We start from the raw sequence: 19,701 nt of genomic DNA, 5'->3' as shown, positions 1-19,701 counted from the left end.
TCATTAAAGCGGACTATGAATCCAATCCGAAGGCATAATAATTTTTAGTGCCATCTTCATAAACTCCTTCTAACATCACTCCGCCTTTCTTGTTCTCTAAAATAGCAGCAACATCATCAACATCCTTTACTCGTTTACCATCAATATGGGTAATGATAAAACCAGCTCGCATTTGAGTTTCACTCTTAATCTTACCAGGGTATAATTTAGAAACTTGTACCCCGCCATCGATATCTAATTTTTTGGCAATGTCTTTATCCACATTCTCAAAATCTGCTCCTAAAAGATTAAATACTTCTTTTTTCTCTTTTTTGATAAAATCTGTACCACCTTGAGAATTATGAAGCTCTACCTCAAGTTCTTTTTCCTTTCCATTTCTATTCACAATAATGGCAACCTTATCGCCTGGTCTTTTACCCGCAATAATTTCTTGAAGTCTTGGTGATGTAGCGGTTTCTTTTCCGTTAACGCTAAGTATAATATCACCAGATTCCATACCTGCCAAATCAGCACCACTATCTTCACCTACTTGCTCTACCCAAACGCCTTTGGTAAAGTCAACATCTTTTTCTTTCGCTAAGTTGCTATCCATTGTTCTAATGGTAACTCCTAACATACCACGTTGCACATTCCCAAATTTCAACAAATCTTCAACTACTTTGGTAACGATGTTGCTAGGTACTGCAAATCCGTATCCTGTATAAGTACCTGTTGTACTAGCGATTGCAGTGTTGATACCTACAAGGTTTCCGTCTAAATTAACCAATGCACCACCACTATTACCTGGGTTGATAGCTGCATCTGTTTGAATAAAACTTTCTACCGCAAATTTATCGGTATTAATATGAATGCTTCTTGCCTTGGCACTTACGATACCTGCAGTAACTGTAGAATTTAACCCTAACGGATTACCAACTGCCAATACCCACTCACCTACTTCTACATCATCAGAATTCACCAAAGACATCGTTTTTAAATTATCGGCTTTGATCTGTAGCAATGCCAAATCTGTAGTTGGATCTGTGCCAATAACCGTCGCTTTATATGATTGGTTATTATATAAGGTAACTTCAACCTCATCGGCATTATCAATAACATGGTTATTCGTTACAATATACCCTTTATCATTGATGATAACACCAGAGCCAGTTCCAACACGAGGTTGTGATTGCATACCATGCGGAGATTGACCTTTAAACATATCACCAAAAAACTCTTTAAAAGGGTCTGGTAATTCACGTGCTCCTTGACTTTGATTCGATGAACCAGTTTGGGTAGATTTAATATGCACCACGGCATCTAAAACTTTTTCAGATGTTTCGGTAAAATCTAAAGGCTTAATGTTTCCTTCATTGTCCTTCGTGTATAAAGCCTGTGCACCCGGCACAGATTCTACGACGGTTACTCCGGTAGATTCTTTCACCTCTTGTTTGTTAAAATGTAGTACTCCGTAACTTACTGCAAGAGCAATAATCGCAGAGAAGAAGTAAACCTTCCAAGCGCTTCTGGTATTTGTGTCTGATTTCATATGTATTTAAATTTTTATAATTCTTCTGATGTCCTATTCGCAATAGCTATGCCATGCATATTACTGTCAATGCTAAAAAAAAATTAAAACTAACTGAAATTTTAAGGCTTTTTTTAGACTAACTAGTCTGTAACCTTAAAATTTTGTCAAAATCGGCATTAAAATAGGTCACTTATCTGATTTTTGGGTTTGTTGATAGTCGAATTTAAAAGATAGGATAATAAATAGCGAGTATAAAACCGACCAAGTGGTCTAAAACTGTCATTTTGACTTAAAGTAAGGTATTTCATATGTTTTAATTTAGCTATTATGCATACTTAAAAAACCTTTGCCATATTTTTACGTAAGTTTATCAACAAGAAATAACATTTAATTGAATTCACTGAGTACAACTGCAATTCTGGTTTTTGCCAATTCCGCTAAAGAAGATTTAGCGAACAAGCAAATTCCCCATGGTGAACAGTTATTCGATGTTTTAACTCAAACTACCCTCAAGAAAGCAAAAAAAACAGGTTTACCTGTTTTTCACTTTTCAGATAAAGATCAAGTTGGCGCAACTTTTGGCGAGCGTTTTACTAATGCCATTGCCAGCGTTTTTGAAAGAGGCTTTTCTAACATTATTACCATTGGTAATGACACTCCGCATTTAAAGACACAGCATCTTAAGCATACTGCCCAACAATTGGCAATGGGTAAGACTGTAATTGGTCCTTCAAATGATGGTGGTTTCTATTTGTTAGGTCTTCAAAAATCTAACTTTCAGGCTGCAGAATTTCAAAATCTACCATGGCAACGCTTCAGCTTATATCACCAAATTTCATTGTGGTTACAAGAAGAATCGTCTGAATTAATAAAATTACCTGTTTTACAAGATTTAGATAACGAAAGAGATTTAGAATCTATTCTATCGTTTTCTTCTGGTTTATCATCAACCATATTATTGTTGATCATCGGTTTATTAAAAAGAAGCAGAAGTCTTTACTACACTAAACAGAACTTCTCTAAACTATTACCTAATTACTTTCTATATAACAAAGGCTCTCCAACAGTTTCATTTATCTAATTCTCCTTTTACCCAATAGTTGGGTAAATGAAACCTCAGTCCAAAGCTATATATGAAACACTTATTACTAGTGTTGACCTTGTTTATAATGAATATGGTCAATGCTCAAGAAACAATTACAGGTATTGTTACCGATACCGATGGCAATACCATACCGTACGTAAACATTGTATTGTCTGGGACCATAACCGGATCAACCACCAATGAAAGTGGTTTTTATACCATTGATGTTCCCATTCTTACGGGCAATGTTGAATTTTCTGCTTTAGGATACCAAACACAACTTGTTCCTATCAATGATCGCCGTACCATTAATATCACACTTAAAGATTCTTCTGAAGTTTTAGACGAAGTAGTTTTGACCGCATTAGGGTTAAAACGAGAAACCAAAGAATTGGGATATGTCGTTCAAAGTTTAGATGCCAAAGGAGTTACCGAAGTAAAATCGGTTAACTTTCTTGATAATTTATCCGGTAAACTGGCAGGTGTAACCATAAATCAAGGAGCTACCGGTGTAGGTTCCTCTTCTAAAATAACCATTCGTGGAGAAGCCTCTTTTTCCAATAACAATCCGTTGTTTATAGTAGACGGAGTACCGATAAATAATAACTCGGTCTTCAACTTTACCAATGAAGCCGCTGCCGGATTTCAAGAAATAGATTTTGGAAACGGCGCAATGGATGTGAATCCTGATGATATTGCCGAAGTATCTGTTTTAAAAGGACCAAGTGCGGCAGCTCTTTATGGTACAAGAGCATCTAACGGTGTTATTATCATAGAAACCAAAAGCGGGAAGAATACGAAAGGATTAGGTGTGAGCTACAACACCAGTTTCTTTGTAGACTCAGCATTTCAGTTACCCGATTTTCAAAATGAATACGGACAAGGGAATTCTGGTGAATTTGCTTTTGTTGACGGATTAGGTGGAGGCACAAATGACCTGATTACTTATAGTTGGGGACCACGTTTAGATGTTGGTAATCTTATTCCACAATATGACAGCCCCGTGACATTGGCTGATGGAACCGTAGTGCGAGGTGGTGATACTGCACTTTATAATGGGAATACGATTACACCGACGGAGTTTAAATCGAACCCCGATAACTTGAAGGATTTCTATGAAACCGGAACAACGTTAATTAATAATATCGCTATTTCTAACGGATTTGAAAAAGGTAACTATCGTCTTTCGTTTACGGATTTAAGAAGTGAATCTATAATACCGGGAGTTAATTTAGACCGACAAACCGTAAGTGCACGTTTAAATTTTCAACCTATTGAAAATTTACGCATCAATTCATCTATAAGTTATATTAATTCTAATAGTGACAACAGACCCTCTAACGGTTATGGTTCTGAGAATGCCAATTATTCTTTAGTTGCTTGGGGTCCGCGCTCTTTAAACATTGAAAATTTAAAAAACTACTGGCAACCCGGTTTAGAAGGCATACAACAGTACTCCTATAATTATACGTTTTTCGATAATCCGTATTTTATTCTTAATGAAAATACCAATTCGTTCAATAGAGATAGGGTATTCGGAAACATCTCAGCCAGCTATGATATTACAGCGCACATAACGGCATCTATACGAACAGGTATGGATTATTCAAGTGAATTACGCCAATTGAAAAGAGCCTATAGTTCTAATCGTTTTTCTAATGGCGCTTATGCCGAGCATGATGTTTTTTATAGAGAAGTAAATACCGATTTTTTGTTGAACTATACAAATCAATTCAATGACTTTAAGGTAGATGTATCGCTCGGCGGAAATCGATTAGATCAAAAGGCATTTACCTCACAAGCACAAACTACAAGTTTAGCACAACCAGGTATTTTTAGATTATCTAATGCAGCTTCCCCAATTGAGGTATTCGAGTTTGAATCAAATAAGAGAATCAATAGTTTTTACGGTCTAGCCAAATTTGGATATAAAGACTACCTATTCTTAGATGTAACCGGAAGAAACGATTGGTCCAGTGCTTTAGCCACTCCGTTTTCAGTAGATAATACCTCGTTCTTTTATCCATCGGTATCTAGTAGTTTTATACTATCGGAGGTAGTTGATTTACCTAAATCAATTTCTTTTGCAAAACTAAGGGCAAGTTGGGCGCAGGTTGGTAATGATACAAATCCGTATCAGACTACAGGTGCTTTTGTAGCGCAAACTCCTTTTAATGGTCAACCTACTTTCAGTAATTCAAACACGATTGCAAATGCGAATCTACAACCAGAACTAACCTCTTCTTTTGAAGTAGGTGCAGATGTACGATTATTTGGCGATCAGGTTCGTTTTGATGTTTCTTACTACAATGCATTGACCAAAGATCAAATCATTTCTTTGCCTATTGGTATCTCCTCCGGTTATACACAACAAGTAGTTAATGGTGGTGAAGTACGTTCTAAAGGTGTGGAGATTATTTTAGGCATATCGCCGGTTATAAGTCAGAATTTAAAATGGAACAGCACCTTAAATTTTAGCACCAACAGGTCTACAGTAGAAAGCCTACCACAAGATGAAGGGCGATTAACACTGGCGTACTCAAGAATTTACGACAGTCAAAACCAAACGGTATTTTTACAGGCAGAAGAAGGTGGTCGCGTTGGTGATCTATACGGAACTGGCTATTTGAAAAATGAAAATGGCGATTTTATCCTTACGGATGAGGGTAGATACATACCTGATAACGAGCTCCAAAAATTAGGGAATTACAATCCTGATTTTATGTTAGGTTTTAATAATCAATTCAATTATAAAAACTGGAATATGGGTTTCCTTTTCGATTGGCGACAAGGCGGTATCATTGTTTCTAGAACTAGAGCTTTGGGTAATGTTGGGGGTCAGTTGGCAGAAACAGCAAACAGACCAGAAGAAGGAATTGTTCCCGAAGGCGTTGTAAATACAGGCGCTGCAGATAATCCTGTTTATACTGAAAATACAGTGGCAGTATCGGCAGAAAGTTACTACCGCCAGTTCTATGACAGAAACCATGAAGAAAATAACACCTATGATGCTTCCTTTTTAAAGCTGCGTCAAGTATCCATTGGTTATACGTTTGACAATCTTAGTCTTTTCAATCAAGATGCAACATTGAGTCTATCACTTATTGGAAAAAACCTATTTGCCATTACAGAGAATCCGCATTTTGATCCAGAGCAATTAGCTGTTCAGGGACAAGGATTTATTAGCGGTGTAGAAGACATGTCATACGCCACCACCAGAAGCATTGGTTTCAAAGCCGGATTTAATTTTTAAGAAAAAGAAAATGAAATATATATATACCATTCTAATCTTGTTGTTGGTCGTTGGCTGCACAAAAGATTTTGAAGAAATTAATACGAACACCAACGATCCGGTTACGGTACAACCAAGCCTACTGTTAAGACAGGTTATCTATGACTACGGTGAGCAAATGTCTTATGAAGGTTTTACGGCAGGCAATCTCTTGGGTCAATACAGTACGGCATTAGATTTTAACCTTTTCGATCGTCATGATTTAAAGTCGCCGCAATTGGGGGGGAATCCATGGCCTATATTCTATCAGAATTTAAGGGATAATGAAATTATACTGAATCTATCTCAAGAGAATGTTGCATATACTGTTTATGAAGGTCCCGCAAGAATTATGAAAGCGTATATGGCGGCTGGCTTAACAGATTTATTTGGTGACGTTCCTTATTCCGAAGCATTTAAAGGAGATACAGAAACCGTAACTCCCGTTTATGATTCTCAAGAATCTATTTATATGGATGAAGATGGTGTATTCGATAATTTAAATAAAGGAATTTTAGCCATTCAGAACTATACGGGAACCATAGCGTTAGAAGGTGATATTTTATTTAATGGCGATTTAGACGGATGGATTCGTTTTGCAAATTCATTGAAGATTAAATATTTAATGCGTGTTTCAAGTAAAATTGATGTTGCTTCTCAATTGCAGACGATAGTTACTGATGGTAATTTTATTGATGATAACAGCGAAAATGCAATTTTCAACTTTACCGATGGTGAGCCGAATAGTTTTAGACTGGCACAACTTAGGGTTGGTGATTTTAATAATTACGTGCTTTCTGAAACGATGGATGAAATTTTGACAGATTTAAACGACCCACGTATCGCACAATTTTATCAACCATTCGCCAATAGTACAGATGACGGTTACAACGGGCTGTTAAATGGGATTGATGCATCTGCCGGAGTATCCTTAGCTGATTATTCTTTATTAGGCACTATTTTCAGAGAGAATACAGGGCAATTAGACGCCAACTTCATGACTAGCATGGAAACTCACTTTCTGTTAGCAGAAGCCGCTCAAAAAGGTCTTATTGCTGACGATACCGAAACGCTTTATAATACCGGAGTAACACAAGCCTTTGAATATTGGCAAGTGGAGCTACCTACTGATTATTTAACCGTTGACGCAGCTTTAAATAATGGCGACCCTTTAGAGAATATCATTACTCAAAAATGGATTGCAAATTCAATAAACGGTTATGAAGGATGGATTGAATATAGAAGAACAGGTTTTCCACAATTGAAAACAATCTCGGCTAGTTTAAACAATGATTTAATACCGATTCGCATGCCTTATCCCGCTGAAGAAGAAGCTTTAAATAATGCCAATTATACCGAAGCTTCAAATAAAACGGAAGGCAATAGTATAAATGTGGCTGTTTGGTGGGATGAGTAAACGAGTTAGGAGTTAGGAATAATTATAATTTATGACTGAAGTAAAAATTTGGCAATGGGGATTAATAATAGCATCAAGTTTGGTGTTGTTTTTCCTTTCCCCATGGGCAAAAGATACCAATCAGTTTTTTAAAGCAGTTCAAAAGAAGAAAGCACCCAATACATTCATGTTAATGGGTAGTTTGATCATCTCTTGGATATTTGCCAAGAGTATAACCAACGCCGCAAACTTAGGGTTAGACTTTGGTATTGTTGGTGGTGTTGCCTATGCTGGATATTATTTGTCATTTGCTGTAGCAGGTATCGTCATTTACAAAATGAGGCTACATGGAAAGTATACTAGTATTCACCATTTCTTATCTTCTAAATTTGGCAAAACCGCTGTAACGATATTCTCTATATTGATCGCATTCCGCTTATTTAATGAGGTATGGAGCAACACCATGGTTATAGGGTCTTACTTTGGTGATATGGGTACCAGTGCTTATTATTGGTCCATTTTAATATTTACGGCACTTACTTTGTCCTATGTATTGAAAGGTGGCATGAGTAGCTCCATTTTTACCGATGTTGTTCAAATGGGGTTATTTTCTATCCTTTTAGCGGTAATATTGTTCACTATTTTTGGAAATGATAATGCAATCACCACTACCGAAGTGGTTAATTCAGGTATTTGGTCTTTTGAAACAGGGCTTAATTTACTATTCGCAGCATTATTACAATCTTTCAGCTATCCCTTTCATGACCCCGTATTAACAGACAGAGGTTTTATCAGTAGTCCGAATGTAACATTGAAAAGTTTTTTATGGGCAAGTGTTCTTGGTGCTCTTTGCATTATTCTGTTTAGCATCATTGGTGTATATGCTCAATCTCAAGGTATGCAAGGTCAGGCAGCGGTACAAGTTGGTAAAGCATTTGGAACCGTAATATTATTGGTCATCAATTTCATCATGATAACTTCAGCAGCATCTACCTTAGACTCTACTTTTTCATCATTTTCAAAATTATTGGCATTAGATTTAAATCTAGGAAATACATTAAAATTTGGTCGTTGGTCTATGGTAGCAATCGCAGTTTTGGGAACCATACCCGTTTTTTTAGATGCAGAAATATTATCTGCTACGACAATTAGTGGAACTATGGTAATAGGGCTAACTCCCGTTTTTATATTTTGGAAGGATAAAGCACCCAAAATCAGTTTTCTCCTAAGCGTTTTTATAGGACTGCTATTTGGGTTCCTTTTAATTTTTAAATGGTTTCCAGACGATTTGATTTTCACCACCGGCAAGTATGCCGATTTACTTTGGATTAATTTTTGGGGCATTTTATGTTGCCTAATCGTTTACATAATACCTACATGGATAAAGAAATAAAACATATTGGTACCAAGAACGGAAAGCTATTGCTTTTTGGTGGCGTGTATAGTAATCTGCAGGCTTTGGAGCAACTGATTTCGATAGCTGAAGAAGCAGGAATTCAACCTGAGAACTGCATAAGTACTGGTGACATTACCGGTTACTGTGCGCAACCTGAAGAAACGGTACAACTATTTCAAAAATGGGGAGCAATTAGTATTGCTGGTAATGTAGAATTGCAACTAGCTAGTGATAGCGAAGATTGTGGTTGCGATTTTAAAAGTGGTAGCCGTTGTGACGATTTCTCGAAAATGTGGTTTCCGTATACTAAAGGGCACTTATCGCAACAGTCTTTAGATTGGATGAAGCAAATACCAGAATACATCAGTTTTGACTATGGCAGCAAAAAAGTTACGGTAGTCCATGGAAACTATGGTAATACTTCAGAATTTGTATTCAAATCAAACGCCACAGAAAGTAAAGAACGCTGTTTTACAGCCACCAATAGTGATATAATTATTGCGGGACATTGTGGTTTACCTTTTCATCAAACTATAAAGGAAAATTTATGGTTGAATCCTGGTGTTATTGGTATGCCGGCAAATGATGGCACTACCCGAGTTTGGTATTTGATTCTGGATATTGAAGATGGTGAAGTAACCTATAAACATCATTCATTTGATTATGATGCCGAAACCACACAGAAATTAATGTACAAAAATCATTTACCTGAAGCCTATGGTGATACCCTAACCTCTGGCATTTGGGACAATATGGAAATACTCCCTGAAATCGAAAAAATGGGGCAAGGAATTCCGATTCATTTTAACCAAGAACAAAAAGATTCAATAAAACCTAAAACACAAAAAAAGATGGCAAATACGTACTATGATCCAGCAGATTTAAGAAAATTCGGAAAAATAACAGAGTGGAGCGAAGAGCTTGGAACTAAATTTTTCGATTATTATGGTAAGGTTTTCGAAGAAGGCGCACTAAGTGCAAGAGAAAAGTCCCTAATTGCATTAGCAGTTTCGCACGTAGTTAAGTGTCCGTATTGTATTGATGCCTATACCAAAGACGGATTGCAAAAAGGGATTACCAAAGAAGAGATGATGGAAGCAGTACACGTTGGTGCTGCCATAGAAAGTGGAGCAACATTAGTGCATGGTGTACAGATGATGAATAAGTATAATAAATTGTCCATGTAAATTTCGTTGTTGGTTGTTCGTTGATGGTTGTTCGTAGCAGCTTTCTTAAATAATCAATACATTGAAATTAAAGCTAGTTTATAAAAATATTACAAATGGAATATTGATTATGAATATCCAAGGTTAAGAATAAGAAATTAATTGTTGTGATATTAGTTGATAGTTGTTTGTTGTCGGTTGTTAGTTTTACTCAACATTCGCCAATGATTACTAATCCAAAATATTAAAAATAGAAATTGCTATCTATTAAGAAAAGAATTTAAAATAGGTTGAATTGTTTAACGCTCGTAACTAAAAATTAACGAACAACAGACAACCATCAACCAACAACAAAAAAAGAATGGCTACAAAATCATTAAAGGCTAAAGGGAACGAATTAGCAGTTTCCAACAAGCAATTAGAAATATTGAACGGAGGAATTTTTGCTGATGGAGAGCTTCCTTATTTTAAAGATAAGATTGCCGAAATTGGTCACTTCCCGTTACGCCCTAAAAAGCTGGAAATTTTGCAAATCAATGTGGGTTACATGTGTAATCAGGTTTGTGAGCACTGCCACGTAGATGCTGGTCCGGATCGTAAAGAGATTATGACGCGTGAAACGATGCAGCAGTGTTTAGAGGTTATCAAAAATACAGGAGCACATACTTTAGATTTAACAGGTGGTGCACCAGAAATGAATCCTGATTTTGAGTGGTTCGTAGAAGAAGCTGCAAAAGCCGGAATCAAAGACTTTATTGTTCGTTCTAACCTGACCATAATTAGAGCTAATAAAAAGTATTATCACCTACCAGATTTCTTTAAAAAGCATAACGTACACGTTATTTCTTCAATGCCCCACTATACCCGTGGTAAAACGGATAAGCAAAGAGGGGACGGAGTTTTTGACAAGTCGATAAAGGCATTGCAAGAATTGAACGAAAGAGGCTATGGTATGCCTGGTAGCGATTTACGATTGGATTTAGTCTATAATCCATCAGGTGCATATTTACCAGGAGATCAAGCAGCTATGGAAAAGGATTTCAAAAAAGCCTTAAAAGAAGATTTTGATATTCAGTTTCACAATCTTTTCGCCATTACCAATCTACCAATTGCGCGTTTCTTGGATTATTTAATCGCATCAGAAAATTACGAAGATTATATGTATGCCCTGGTAGAAGCTTACAATCCGTCTGCAGTAGCCAACGTAATGTGCACCAATACCATTTCTATTAGTTGGGATGGTTGGTTATATGATTGTGATTTTAACCAAATGCTAGACTTAAAAGTAGCTAGTAAGGTAAAACATATTAAAGATTATAACGAAGACTTATTGAATGACAGAAACATCATTATATCTCAACATTGTTACGGTTGTACGGCTGGTGCGGGTAGTAGCTGTCAAGGGACTGTAGCATAAAATACAAAAAACTATGAGTTATTTAGAAGCAACAAACAATCTTTATAAAGAAGCAGCACTTAAGCCAGACGTAGGTTTATGTTGTACTACAAATCCTATATGGGAATTACCAGGTTTAAAGATTCCTAAAATAATGCAGGAGATGAATTATGGTTGTGGGAGCACGGTTCATGCAAGAGATCTTTCTAATAATCCGAAAATGTTATATGTAGGTGTTGGTGGCGGAATGGAGTTACTACAATTCTCATATTTCAATCGTAAAAAAGGGGGCGTTGTGGGTGTTGATGTGGTTGATGAAATGCTAGAAGCCAGCAGAAAGAACTTTAAGGTCGCTGAAGAAGAGAACGCTTGGTTTAAATCTGATTTTGTTGAGCTAAAGAAGGGTGATGCCCTTAACTTACCGGTTGAAGACAATACTATTGATGTAGCAGCTCAAAATTGTTTGTTCAATATCTTCAAAGCAGAAGATTTAAAACGTGCAATTGAAGAGATGTATCGGGTTTTAAAGCCGCATGGTAAATTGGTAATGAGCGATCCAACGTGTGAACAACCGATGAACGATGAATTACGTGAAGATGATAGATTGAGAGCCCTTTGTCTTAGCGGAAGTATTCCTATTGACCAGTATATAAAAGCATTAACCGATGTAGGTTTTGGAACAATAGAAATTAGAGCAAGAAAACCATACAGAGTTTTAGCTCCAAATGCTTATCCAACAAATGAATTAATTTATATTGAATCTATAGAAGTAGCAGCTATTAAAGATCCAATGCCCTTAGATGGTCCATGTATATTTACTGGAAAAGCTGCAATATATTATGGGGATGAGGATTTTTTTGATGATAATAATGGTCATGTTCTAATTAAAAACCAACCTTTATCAATTTGTGATAAAACGGCCAATGCATTAGCTTCTTTAAATACAAATGATATTTTTATCAGTAAATCTACCTACCATTACGATGGTGGAGGATGCTGTTAAAATATTCTTCATTTAGTAACCGTTTGATATAAAATATCAAACGGTTTTTGTTTTAAACCAACTCATTCTACTATAAATGAACCAAATACATCACATACAGAACTGACCACTTAGTTTGTTTAAAAGTGTAAAAAGGATGTTATACAGCGATTAAATGGTCGTTTATCGAAAAAAGATGCATCTAATCTATAAATCCTGATAATTTATACCAACCTGCCGTTCTATAAAGAGACCACATGGTCGGATTTACCCAAATCTAAATATTATGAACAAGAGCCTTAAGCGCATGGCAACCATGCAACGTTTACAGAACACAGGATTAGAGTTGTTTTATGCCCAAGGGTACTACGATACTAGTATAGATGATATTCTAAAAAAGTTAGACCTTTCTAAGGGGGCGTTTTATTATCATTTCGATTCTAAAGAAGACTACTTTATACAAATCATTCAAAATTTATTGGCACGTAAAATCTATAGTACTTTAATAGAACCAATAGAGGGTCACGATAACCCGTTAACATTAATAACGAAGTGTTTTGATGATGCTATGGAAACTGCTGTACATAACGAAATGGATTACGGCTGTATTTTAAGTAATTTCTTAACTGAATTCAACGGAAAGAATGAGGTAATAATGCGTCACTTAAATGAGATTGTTACCGTCTGGGAAGTAAATTTAGTAACAACATTACAAAAAGGTAAATTCAATGGCTATTTAGATCGTCACGTAGATTGCGAAGCTGCAGCTACTTTTTTAATGAGTTCTTATTTCGGAGTAAGAACTTTAATGACCAGTGCAGCACCATCAGCCAAAAAATACAGATTTATGTCTCAGTTACGTCAATACTTTAAAAGTATAGAAGCTAAGTCCGTTAATTCTTAATCCTGAGTTTTTAAAATTTCATTTATTTTCTGAACTATTGTTTCTGGTAATATGGTTTCCATGACCTTATCATAACCGTCAGGATATTTATTACCATAAATTGAAGTTGGTATTGCAGGATATTTTTTTCTGTCGGATAAAAGTGCGTGATGCTTCGGCTGATTAAAAGGTGAGAAACCTGCATACGGATGCGTTACACCCCAAATTGTAACGGTTGGTACTCCGAACATTGCGGCTAAATGAGCATTTCCGCTATCCATCGCCAGCATTAATTTCAAATTAGAAATTAAACTCAATTCATCTGAGAATGACAACTTACCTGCTGCATTAGCACAATTTTTAAACTGCGTTTCCCATTTTGCCAAAACTTCAATTTCCTTTTTCCCTCCACCAAATAATACAATTTGATACTTATTCGTGGAATTCAATGCGGCTATTACCTTTTCCATCATTGGTAATGGATACATTTTTCCGCTAAAAGCTGCAAACGGAGCAACCCCAATCAGCTTCTTTCCTTTAGGGTTGATCAAGCTTTTTGCTGAATCAGTAATTGGTCTTTTAGATAAGGTTCCCATCTCACTTATAGTAATAGGATACCCAAGCTTATTAAAAACCTCAGAATAGCGCTCAAAAGTAGTCGGTAAGGGAATAAATGATGTTCGTTCAGGATTTACCAAAGCTTTCTTAGCTGCCCTTCCCTTATCCACTTGTATAAAAGGAATTTTTGATAGTTTAAAAAACTGTTTTAGAATAGAACTACGTAGCACATTATGCAAATCTGCAACTGCATCAATCTGTAACGCCTTTAATTCTTTGTATAATTTCCAAAGTCCTAAAAAACCTTTATGTCTTCCTTTTACATCAGCCTTAAAAACTGAGACATTTGGTATATTTTCAAATATAGGTGCTGTAAATCCTTTAGTTAGAACTGTTATGTTTACCTGAGGATATTTTTTTACAACCCCCAAAAGAACCGGAACAGTCATAGCGACATCTCCCATTGCGGAAAGTCGTACTGCCAGTATGTGATTTGTTTTATTTGTTACCACGAAGGATGGGATTTAGTTCCTCATCATTATACATTTTCATTTGCTTATATACCTTCATATACTTGTCGCCACTTTCAATATCCGCAAGTAATTGGTCAATCGCTAAAGAAAGGTCGTTTTTTTGCTCAAGTAAAATTTCGAGTTTAACTTGGCATTTTTCTCTATGCTCTAAAGAGGCATCTGCTCTAGTAGCTTCCTCTTTCATATGATAGATTTTAAGCGCTAAAATAGATAGGCGGTCTATTGCCCAAGCAGGGCTCTCGGTATTAATAGTAGCATCTGTCTTAACATCTACCGATTGGTATTTATTAAGAAAATAACTATCTATAAACTCCACCAAGTCAGTTCTATCTTGATTACTGGCATCAATTTTACGTTTTAAAACTAAAGCATCGTCAGGGTTTATCTCCGGATTTCTAATAATATCTTCATAGTGCCATTGCACGGTATCAATCCAGTTTTTTCGATATAGCAAGTGCTCTATATCTTCTTTCGAATATGGATTATGAAAACTTTGATAGACATCATCTTCTACGTGATATTTATCAATACTCGTACTAAATATATTAAATGCGAATTCGCTAAACATATGAGCCTTTTTTACAAAGATAAAGTTTACAGGATAAACCTAAAGTTTCACAACAAAAACTATAATCGGCACCAAAATACTAGAAACAAGAATTAATTCTAGCAACTTAGGTTTCTTAATAGATTCTAGATAATTGACAATAAAAATTACCGAAGGAAAAAAGGTAATCATCACTGCATTGTTATTTTCAGAAGTAACCAACACATTTACTACCAACCCTATTACAAATGAAAATGCAATAAGTCTCATAACAACAACCTTACCTACTCCCGACTTACTCAAATGAACAAAAGCAGAGAAAGCAAGAGCCATGTTAAATAAGGCATATAATGTCATTTTTAAGCTAGTCCACCATTTAATGGGGAATATAGCGTCATAGTTAATTGCAAAATCATAATGCTCTAGAATAAAATCAGGCTCGTTAAGCAATACTAATATACCGTACAGTATCATGAAAAAACAAAAGCCTACAGATATAATTACCAACCAGTTTCTTATATTTTTTGGTTCATAAATGAATATTGCCGCAAAAACTAAAAGCAAATAAAGCAAGGCCCATTCATAGAAAACACTTGAAATGCAGATCCACAATGCAGCATCAAAAATCTTAAGTTTAATATTCTTTAGAGACTTAATACTTAGTAACCGCCTCATCGCAAGCAATAGAAAAAAACTGGTTAAAATGGCATTATTATCACCCAGTGTCTCTGGAAAAACTACAAAAAGTAGGGTGAAGAACAAAATTGCAAAAGAATTTGTACTGGTAAGTTTGTTACGTTTAACAACAAAATCAACAATAAAAACACTAAATAATAAAATTGTCAAAATACCGATTGACGGAACAATTTCTACATTGCTCATCGATACATCAAAGAGGTAAAATTGGACTGACCAGTAGAAAAGAAACAAAAAAACCAGAAGAATGATGAAATTGACCGGTTTTGTTTTCTCAAAAATGCTTGAAATCATCTAAGCTTTTTATATTTTTGCTGGTAAATATAGTAATAAGATGAAATCATTTTTTGAAGGTATCGCAGATTTGTTCGTAAATGTACTTTTTGCACCGTTAGATTTTTTACGTTTTACAGATAGTTGGGCTTTATCAAATATCTTAAACTGGATATTTATGTTGATAGGATCTGTAGCATTTGTGTATTGGATGCTTGAATTAAAGAAATACAATGATAAGGGAGAAGAAGACAAATCAAGCACTTCCCACTCTTACTTATAATATCGAATTTAATCTCTTATCGGTTTTTAAAGATTAAAAACCGATAAGAGATTATTTATTAAAGATCGAAACCTAGGTCTTTTCTATAATTCATTCCTTCAAAGGAAAGTTTCTCTACATTTTTATACGATTGCGCTAGTGCCGATTTAAAATCGGTACCAAAAGAAGTAATCGCCATTACCCTACCACCGTTAGTAACTACTTTACCATCTTTAAGCGTAGTACCTGCGTGAAATACCAGAGATTCAGTAATAGCATCAATACCGGTGATTTCTTTTCCTTTTTCGTATGAACCAGGGTAGCCACCAGAAACAGTCATAACTGTAGTAGCCGTTCTATCATCTAACTGCAAATCTATTTCAGACAATTTCTGATCGGCAACAGCTTTTAGCAATTCCACCATATCGTTTTGAATTCGCGGTAAAACCACTTCAGTTTCAGGATCACCCATTCTAACGTTGTATTCAATAACCTTAGGATCATCACCAACTTTTATGAGTCCAATGAAGATAAAACCTTTGTAAGGCATATTATCCTTTTTAAGCCCTTCTACCGTAGGCTTTACAATTCGCTGCTCAATCTTTTCCATAAAGTCCTTACTCGCGAAAGGAACCGGCGAAATAGCACCCATACCTCCCGTATTGAGTCCGGTATCACCCTCGCCAATTCTTTTATAGTCTTTAGCAGTAGGAAGCACTTTGTAGCTATCACCATCTGTTAGTACAAAAACGCTTAATTCGATACCATCGAGAAACTCTTCTATAACCACAGTTGAGCTGGCAGCACCAAACTTCTGATCAACCAACATTGATTTTAATTCAACCTTGGCATCGTTTAAGTCATTAAGAATAACAACACCTTTACCAGCAGCCAATCCGTCAGCTTTTAATACAAACGGAGGAATTAGTTCTTCCAAAAATTTAAATCCGTCTTCCACAGTCTCAGCAGTAAAACTTTTATACTGAGCGGTAGGTATTTCATGACGCATCATAAACTCCTTCGCAAACTCTTTACTACCCTCTAAAGTTGCTGCCAATTTTTCAGGACCGATAACTGCCACATTATTTAATTCTTTATCACCAAGAAAAAAATCGTGAATACCGTTTACCAAAGGATCTTCAGGCCCCACCATAACAAGTTGAATACTCTCCTTTAAAACTAACTTTTTAATAGCTTCAAAATCATTTACACCGATTGGTATGTTTGTTGCGATTTTTTCTGTACCAGCATTTCCTGGTGCTACAAATAGTTTTGATAGTTTATTACTCTGTGCCAATTTCCAAGCAAAAGTATGCTCACGACCACCTGATCCTAGAATTAAAATATTCATTTTGTCAATTTTTGCAAAACCACCGTTTGCTCTTTAATAATATTATTTTGTAGAGAAATCTCTATGCTCTTTCTTCTGTAATTCTTCTGGAGACAAGGATTTGAAATAATCGTATACGATTTTTAAACCTTCCGCTCGATGAACTTTTGGTTCCCATCCCAAAATTTCCTTCGCTTTTGTAATATCTGGCTGACGTTGAGTTGGATCATCTTGAGGAAGCGGTTTGTAAATTACTTTTTGTTTGGTTCCAGTTAAAGCAATGATCTCTTCTGCAAATTCTTTAATAGTAGTTTCATGCGGATTACCAATATTAACAGGATCCGTATAATCACTAAATAACAATCGGTATATACCCTCTACTTGATCATCGATATAACAAAAAGACCTGCTCTGAGAACCATCTCCGAATACGGTTAAATCTTCTCCTCGTAGTGCTTGCCCCATAAATGCTGGCACCACCCTACCGTCATTTAACCGCATTCTAGACCCATAGGTATTAAATATACGAACGATGCGAGTATCTAGTCCATGATGTCTATGATAAGCCATTGTGATGGACTCCATAAAGCGCTTAGCCTCATCATATACTCCTCGTGGACCTATTGGGTTAACATTACCAAAATACTCCTCATTTTGTGGGTGAACCAATGGATCACCATAAACTTCGGAGGTAGAAGCAACCAAAATTCTAGCACCTTTCTCCTTTGCCAAACCCAATAAGTTTAGCGTTCCTAGCGAACCCACTTTTAACGTTTTTATCGGAATCTTTAAATAATCTATAGGACTCGCAGGTGAGGCAAAGTGAAGAATGTAATCAAGTTTTCCAGAAACATGCACAAACTTCGTTACATCGTGATGATGAAATTCGAAATTCGAAAGCGGGAATAAATGAGAGATGTTATTAAGATCTCCGGTAATAAGATTGTCCATTCCAACAACATCGAAACCTTCGGCAATAAAACGATCGCACAAGTGAGAACCTAAAAAACCAGCAGCACCTGTAATTAATATTTTTTTCATGTTCCTGATTATATGCCTCTTGAAAAAAGAACTGTTGTTACCGTTTTAAATATTATTCGCAAATCTAAAGTAATAGAACGGTTTTTGATATAATATAAATCGTATTCTAGCTTCTTAATCGAATCTTCTAAATTTTCACCATATTTATATTTTACTTGGGCCCAGCCAGTAATACCCGGTTTTATCAAATGACGTGTGCCATAAAAAGGTACTAAAGAGTTTAATTGGTTAACAAATACCTTTCGTTCAGGTCTTGGTCCTATGAACTGCATATCGCCTTTAACAACAGTAATGATTTGCGGCAATTCATCGATACGAAAAACTCTAAGTATTTTTCCAAAAGGAGTAATTCTTACATCGTTTTTAACAGCCATTTTGGCACCATCGTTTTCGGCATTAACTACCATTGACCGAAATTTATATATTTTAAACTCCTTTCCATGAAGACCAACGCGCTTTTGGGTATAAAAAAGAGGACCTCTGTTAAAAAATAAATTTAAAATAAAAACAAATGGTGTGCATAAAATAAAAATACAGCCTAACATAAAGGCTAAAATAAAATTGACGACAAAACTAAATAAGGTATGTAGATATCTAATTTTTCTATTTCTTAGTTGCAAAATTTCATAAAAACTATCATTATGAGATTGTATAGGTAAAGCTTCATATACGTTTTCATAAAATGAAGTGTATGAAATAACCTCTTTACCTTTTAATATTGAACGCAAGAGCAATTTTTCTAAATCTTTAGGGAATTCATTATAATTTTTAATATTAATAATCCAACAATCAACCTTTTCACTTGCTTGCAAAAATGTCTTTTTTATTTCACTATGCTGATTTAAATTATAGGATAATTTTAACCTATAAAAAGTTTCTTCTTCATCACCATCAATAGCAGAATTTATTTTTCTAAAATCCTTTTCCGTTTCTTGATCATAAATTAAAAGCACATTTTTAACTGTAGGTATAACTCTAAAAACATTCGCAAAAAACAGCCTCCATAATGCTACTTCAATTGGCGTTAACAATAAAAAAACTAATAAGGGTATTCTCCAAAAGCTAGCATCGAAAAAAATTACCGCAAATATAAATACTATAAAAACAAATAACGATGTAATATACAATGCTTGAGTAACAACATATTTACGTCGCAATCTTTTTTGAATATTATATAAATCTAAAATATAAGAAAGAATAAAAAAGGAGGTTATTCCAAAAGTAAAAAGTGTAAATTTTAATTTAAATGAAATAAACTGACTATCAATAGCATTATGGATAAATACATTTAAACTAGCTATTATAATAAGAAAATCTCCTATTAATAAAATAAATTTACGTTCTAAAGAATTTAAAATTGATGGTCTTGGCATACTT

General features: G+C 35.3%; 16 protein-coding genes and 1 pseudogene. 10 read left to right on the top strand and 7 right to left on the bottom strand.

Annotated features, from left to right (window positions below; genetic code table 11):
* Positions 1 to 13: 13 nt before the first annotated feature.
* Complete coding sequence (locus CLV90_RS02015) at positions 14 to 1,528, bottom strand: Do family serine endopeptidase (RefSeq protein WP_133685853.1); 1,515 nt, start codon at positions 1,526 to 1,528, stop codon at positions 14 to 16.
* 373 nt (positions 1,529 to 1,901) lie between these two features.
* Here CLV90_RS02015 and CLV90_RS02010 point away from each other — a divergent pair, with 373 nt between their 5' ends.
* The 9 genes and pseudogenes from CLV90_RS02010 to CLV90_RS01970 all read left to right on the top strand — a co-directional run bounded on the left by CLV90_RS02010 (position 1,902) and on the right by CLV90_RS01970 (position 13,105).
* Positions 1,902 to 2,591 (top strand): TIGR04282 family arsenosugar biosynthesis glycosyltransferase, encoded by a 690-nt coding sequence (locus CLV90_RS02010; RefSeq protein ID WP_133685852.1) that lies wholly within the window; start codon positions 1,902 to 1,904, stop codon positions 2,589 to 2,591.
* A 52-nt stretch (positions 2,592 to 2,643) separates the two neighbouring features.
* Positions 2,644 to 5,847 carry a SusC/RagA family TonB-linked outer membrane protein gene (locus CLV90_RS02005; protein WP_133685851.1) on the top strand — a complete coding sequence of 1,068 codons (3,204 nt, stop codon included), beginning with the start codon at positions 2,644 to 2,646 and terminating at the stop codon, positions 5,845 to 5,847.
* Between the two features lie 10 nt (positions 5,848 to 5,857).
* Complete coding sequence (locus CLV90_RS02000; protein ID WP_133685850.1) at positions 5,858 to 7,282, top strand: SusD/RagB family nutrient-binding outer membrane lipoprotein; 1,425 nt, start codon at positions 5,858 to 5,860, stop codon at positions 7,280 to 7,282.
* Positions 7,283 to 7,313: 31 nt separating this feature from the next.
* Entirely contained in the window at positions 7,314 to 8,654 is a 1,341-nt protein-coding gene (locus CLV90_RS01995) for an SLC5/6 family protein (protein ID WP_133685849.1), read from the top strand.
* A pseudogene (locus tag CLV90_RS01990) lies at positions 8,609 to 9,274 on the top strand (metallophosphoesterase family protein); the annotation flags it as partial. The gene CLV90_RS01995 and the pseudogene CLV90_RS01990, both read left to right, overlap by 46 nt.
* Positions 9,275 to 9,508: 234 nt before the next feature.
* Positions 9,509 to 9,844 carry an arsenosugar biosynthesis-associated peroxidase-like protein gene (locus CLV90_RS01985; RefSeq protein WP_081819435.1) on the top strand — a complete coding sequence of 112 codons (336 nt, stop codon included), beginning with the start codon at positions 9,509 to 9,511 and terminating at the stop codon, positions 9,842 to 9,844.
* Between the two features lie 340 nt (positions 9,845 to 10,184).
* Positions 10,185 to 11,240: an arsenosugar biosynthesis radical SAM (seleno)protein ArsS gene (gene arsS / locus CLV90_RS01980; protein WP_133685848.1), complete on the top strand. Its 1,056-nt coding sequence runs from the start codon at positions 10,185 to 10,187 to the stop codon at positions 11,238 to 11,240.
* Between the two features lie 13 nt (positions 11,241 to 11,253).
* The gene (arsM, locus tag CLV90_RS01975) at positions 11,254 to 12,222 is read left to right on the top strand and encodes an arsenosugar biosynthesis arsenite methyltransferase ArsM (protein ID WP_133685847.1); all 969 of its coding nucleotides are present in this window, start codon (positions 11,254 to 11,256) and stop codon (positions 12,220 to 12,222) included.
* A gap of 265 nt (positions 12,223 to 12,487) precedes the next feature.
* Complete coding sequence (locus CLV90_RS01970) at positions 12,488 to 13,105, top strand: TetR/AcrR family transcriptional regulator (protein ID WP_133685846.1); 618 nt, start codon at positions 12,488 to 12,490, stop codon at positions 13,103 to 13,105.
* Here CLV90_RS01970 and CLV90_RS01965 read toward each other — a convergent pair.
* Genes CLV90_RS01965 through CLV90_RS01955 form a run of 3 tightly spaced genes read right to left on the bottom strand, consistent with a single transcriptional unit; the run spans position 13,102 to position 15,604 of the window.
* Positions 13,102 to 14,154, bottom strand: a complete 1,053-nt coding sequence (locus tag CLV90_RS01965) for a glycosyltransferase family 9 protein (protein ID WP_341777668.1) — start codon at positions 14,152 to 14,154, stop codon at positions 13,102 to 13,104. The two genes, CLV90_RS01970 and CLV90_RS01965, sit on opposite strands and share 4 nt — an antisense overlap.
* Positions 14,141 to 14,743 carry a DUF4254 domain-containing protein gene (locus tag CLV90_RS01960; RefSeq protein WP_133685845.1) on the bottom strand — a complete coding sequence of 201 codons (603 nt, stop codon included), beginning with the start codon at positions 14,741 to 14,743 and terminating at the stop codon, positions 14,141 to 14,143. The genes CLV90_RS01965 and CLV90_RS01960 overlap by 14 nt, the downstream gene beginning before the upstream one ends.
* Before the next feature lie 39 nt (positions 14,744 to 14,782).
* The gene (locus CLV90_RS01955; RefSeq protein WP_407943365.1) at positions 14,783 to 15,604 is read right to left on the bottom strand and encodes a hypothetical protein; all 822 of its coding nucleotides are present in this window, start codon (positions 15,602 to 15,604) and stop codon (positions 14,783 to 14,785) included.
* A 148-nt stretch (positions 15,605 to 15,752) separates the two neighbouring features.
* Between CLV90_RS01955 and CLV90_RS01950 the strand changes: the two genes are divergently transcribed.
* Positions 15,753 to 15,974, top strand: a complete 222-nt coding sequence (locus CLV90_RS01950) for a DUF6341 family protein (protein ID WP_133685843.1) — start codon at positions 15,753 to 15,755, stop codon at positions 15,972 to 15,974.
* 58 nt (positions 15,975 to 16,032) lie between these two features.
* On the opposite strand, the gene purD is transcribed toward CLV90_RS01950, so the two are convergent.
* The 3 genes from purD to CLV90_RS01935 are packed head-to-tail and all read right to left on the bottom strand — an operon-like array spanning position 16,033 to position 19,697.
* Positions 16,033 to 17,304, bottom strand: a complete 1,272-nt coding sequence (gene purD, locus CLV90_RS01945; protein WP_133685842.1) for a phosphoribosylamine--glycine ligase — start codon at positions 17,302 to 17,304, stop codon at positions 16,033 to 16,035.
* 42 nt (positions 17,305 to 17,346) lie between these two features.
* The gene (locus CLV90_RS01940) at positions 17,347 to 18,324 is read right to left on the bottom strand and encodes a UDP-glucuronic acid decarboxylase family protein (RefSeq protein WP_133685841.1); all 978 of its coding nucleotides are present in this window, start codon (positions 18,322 to 18,324) and stop codon (positions 17,347 to 17,349) included.
* Positions 18,325 to 18,332: 8 nt separating this feature from the next.
* Positions 18,333 to 19,697, bottom strand: coding sequence for a sugar transferase (locus CLV90_RS01935; protein ID WP_133685840.1), 1,365 nt, complete (start codon positions 19,695 to 19,697; stop codon positions 18,333 to 18,335).
* Positions 19,698 to 19,701 lie beyond the last annotated feature (4 nt).

Source organism: Maribacter spongiicola (genome assembly GCF_004364165.1).
GTDB classification, from domain to species: Bacteria; Bacteroidota; Bacteroidia; order Flavobacteriales; family Flavobacteriaceae; genus Maribacter; species Maribacter spongiicola.
This window is presented reverse-complemented; position numbering and strand designations above follow the sequence as displayed.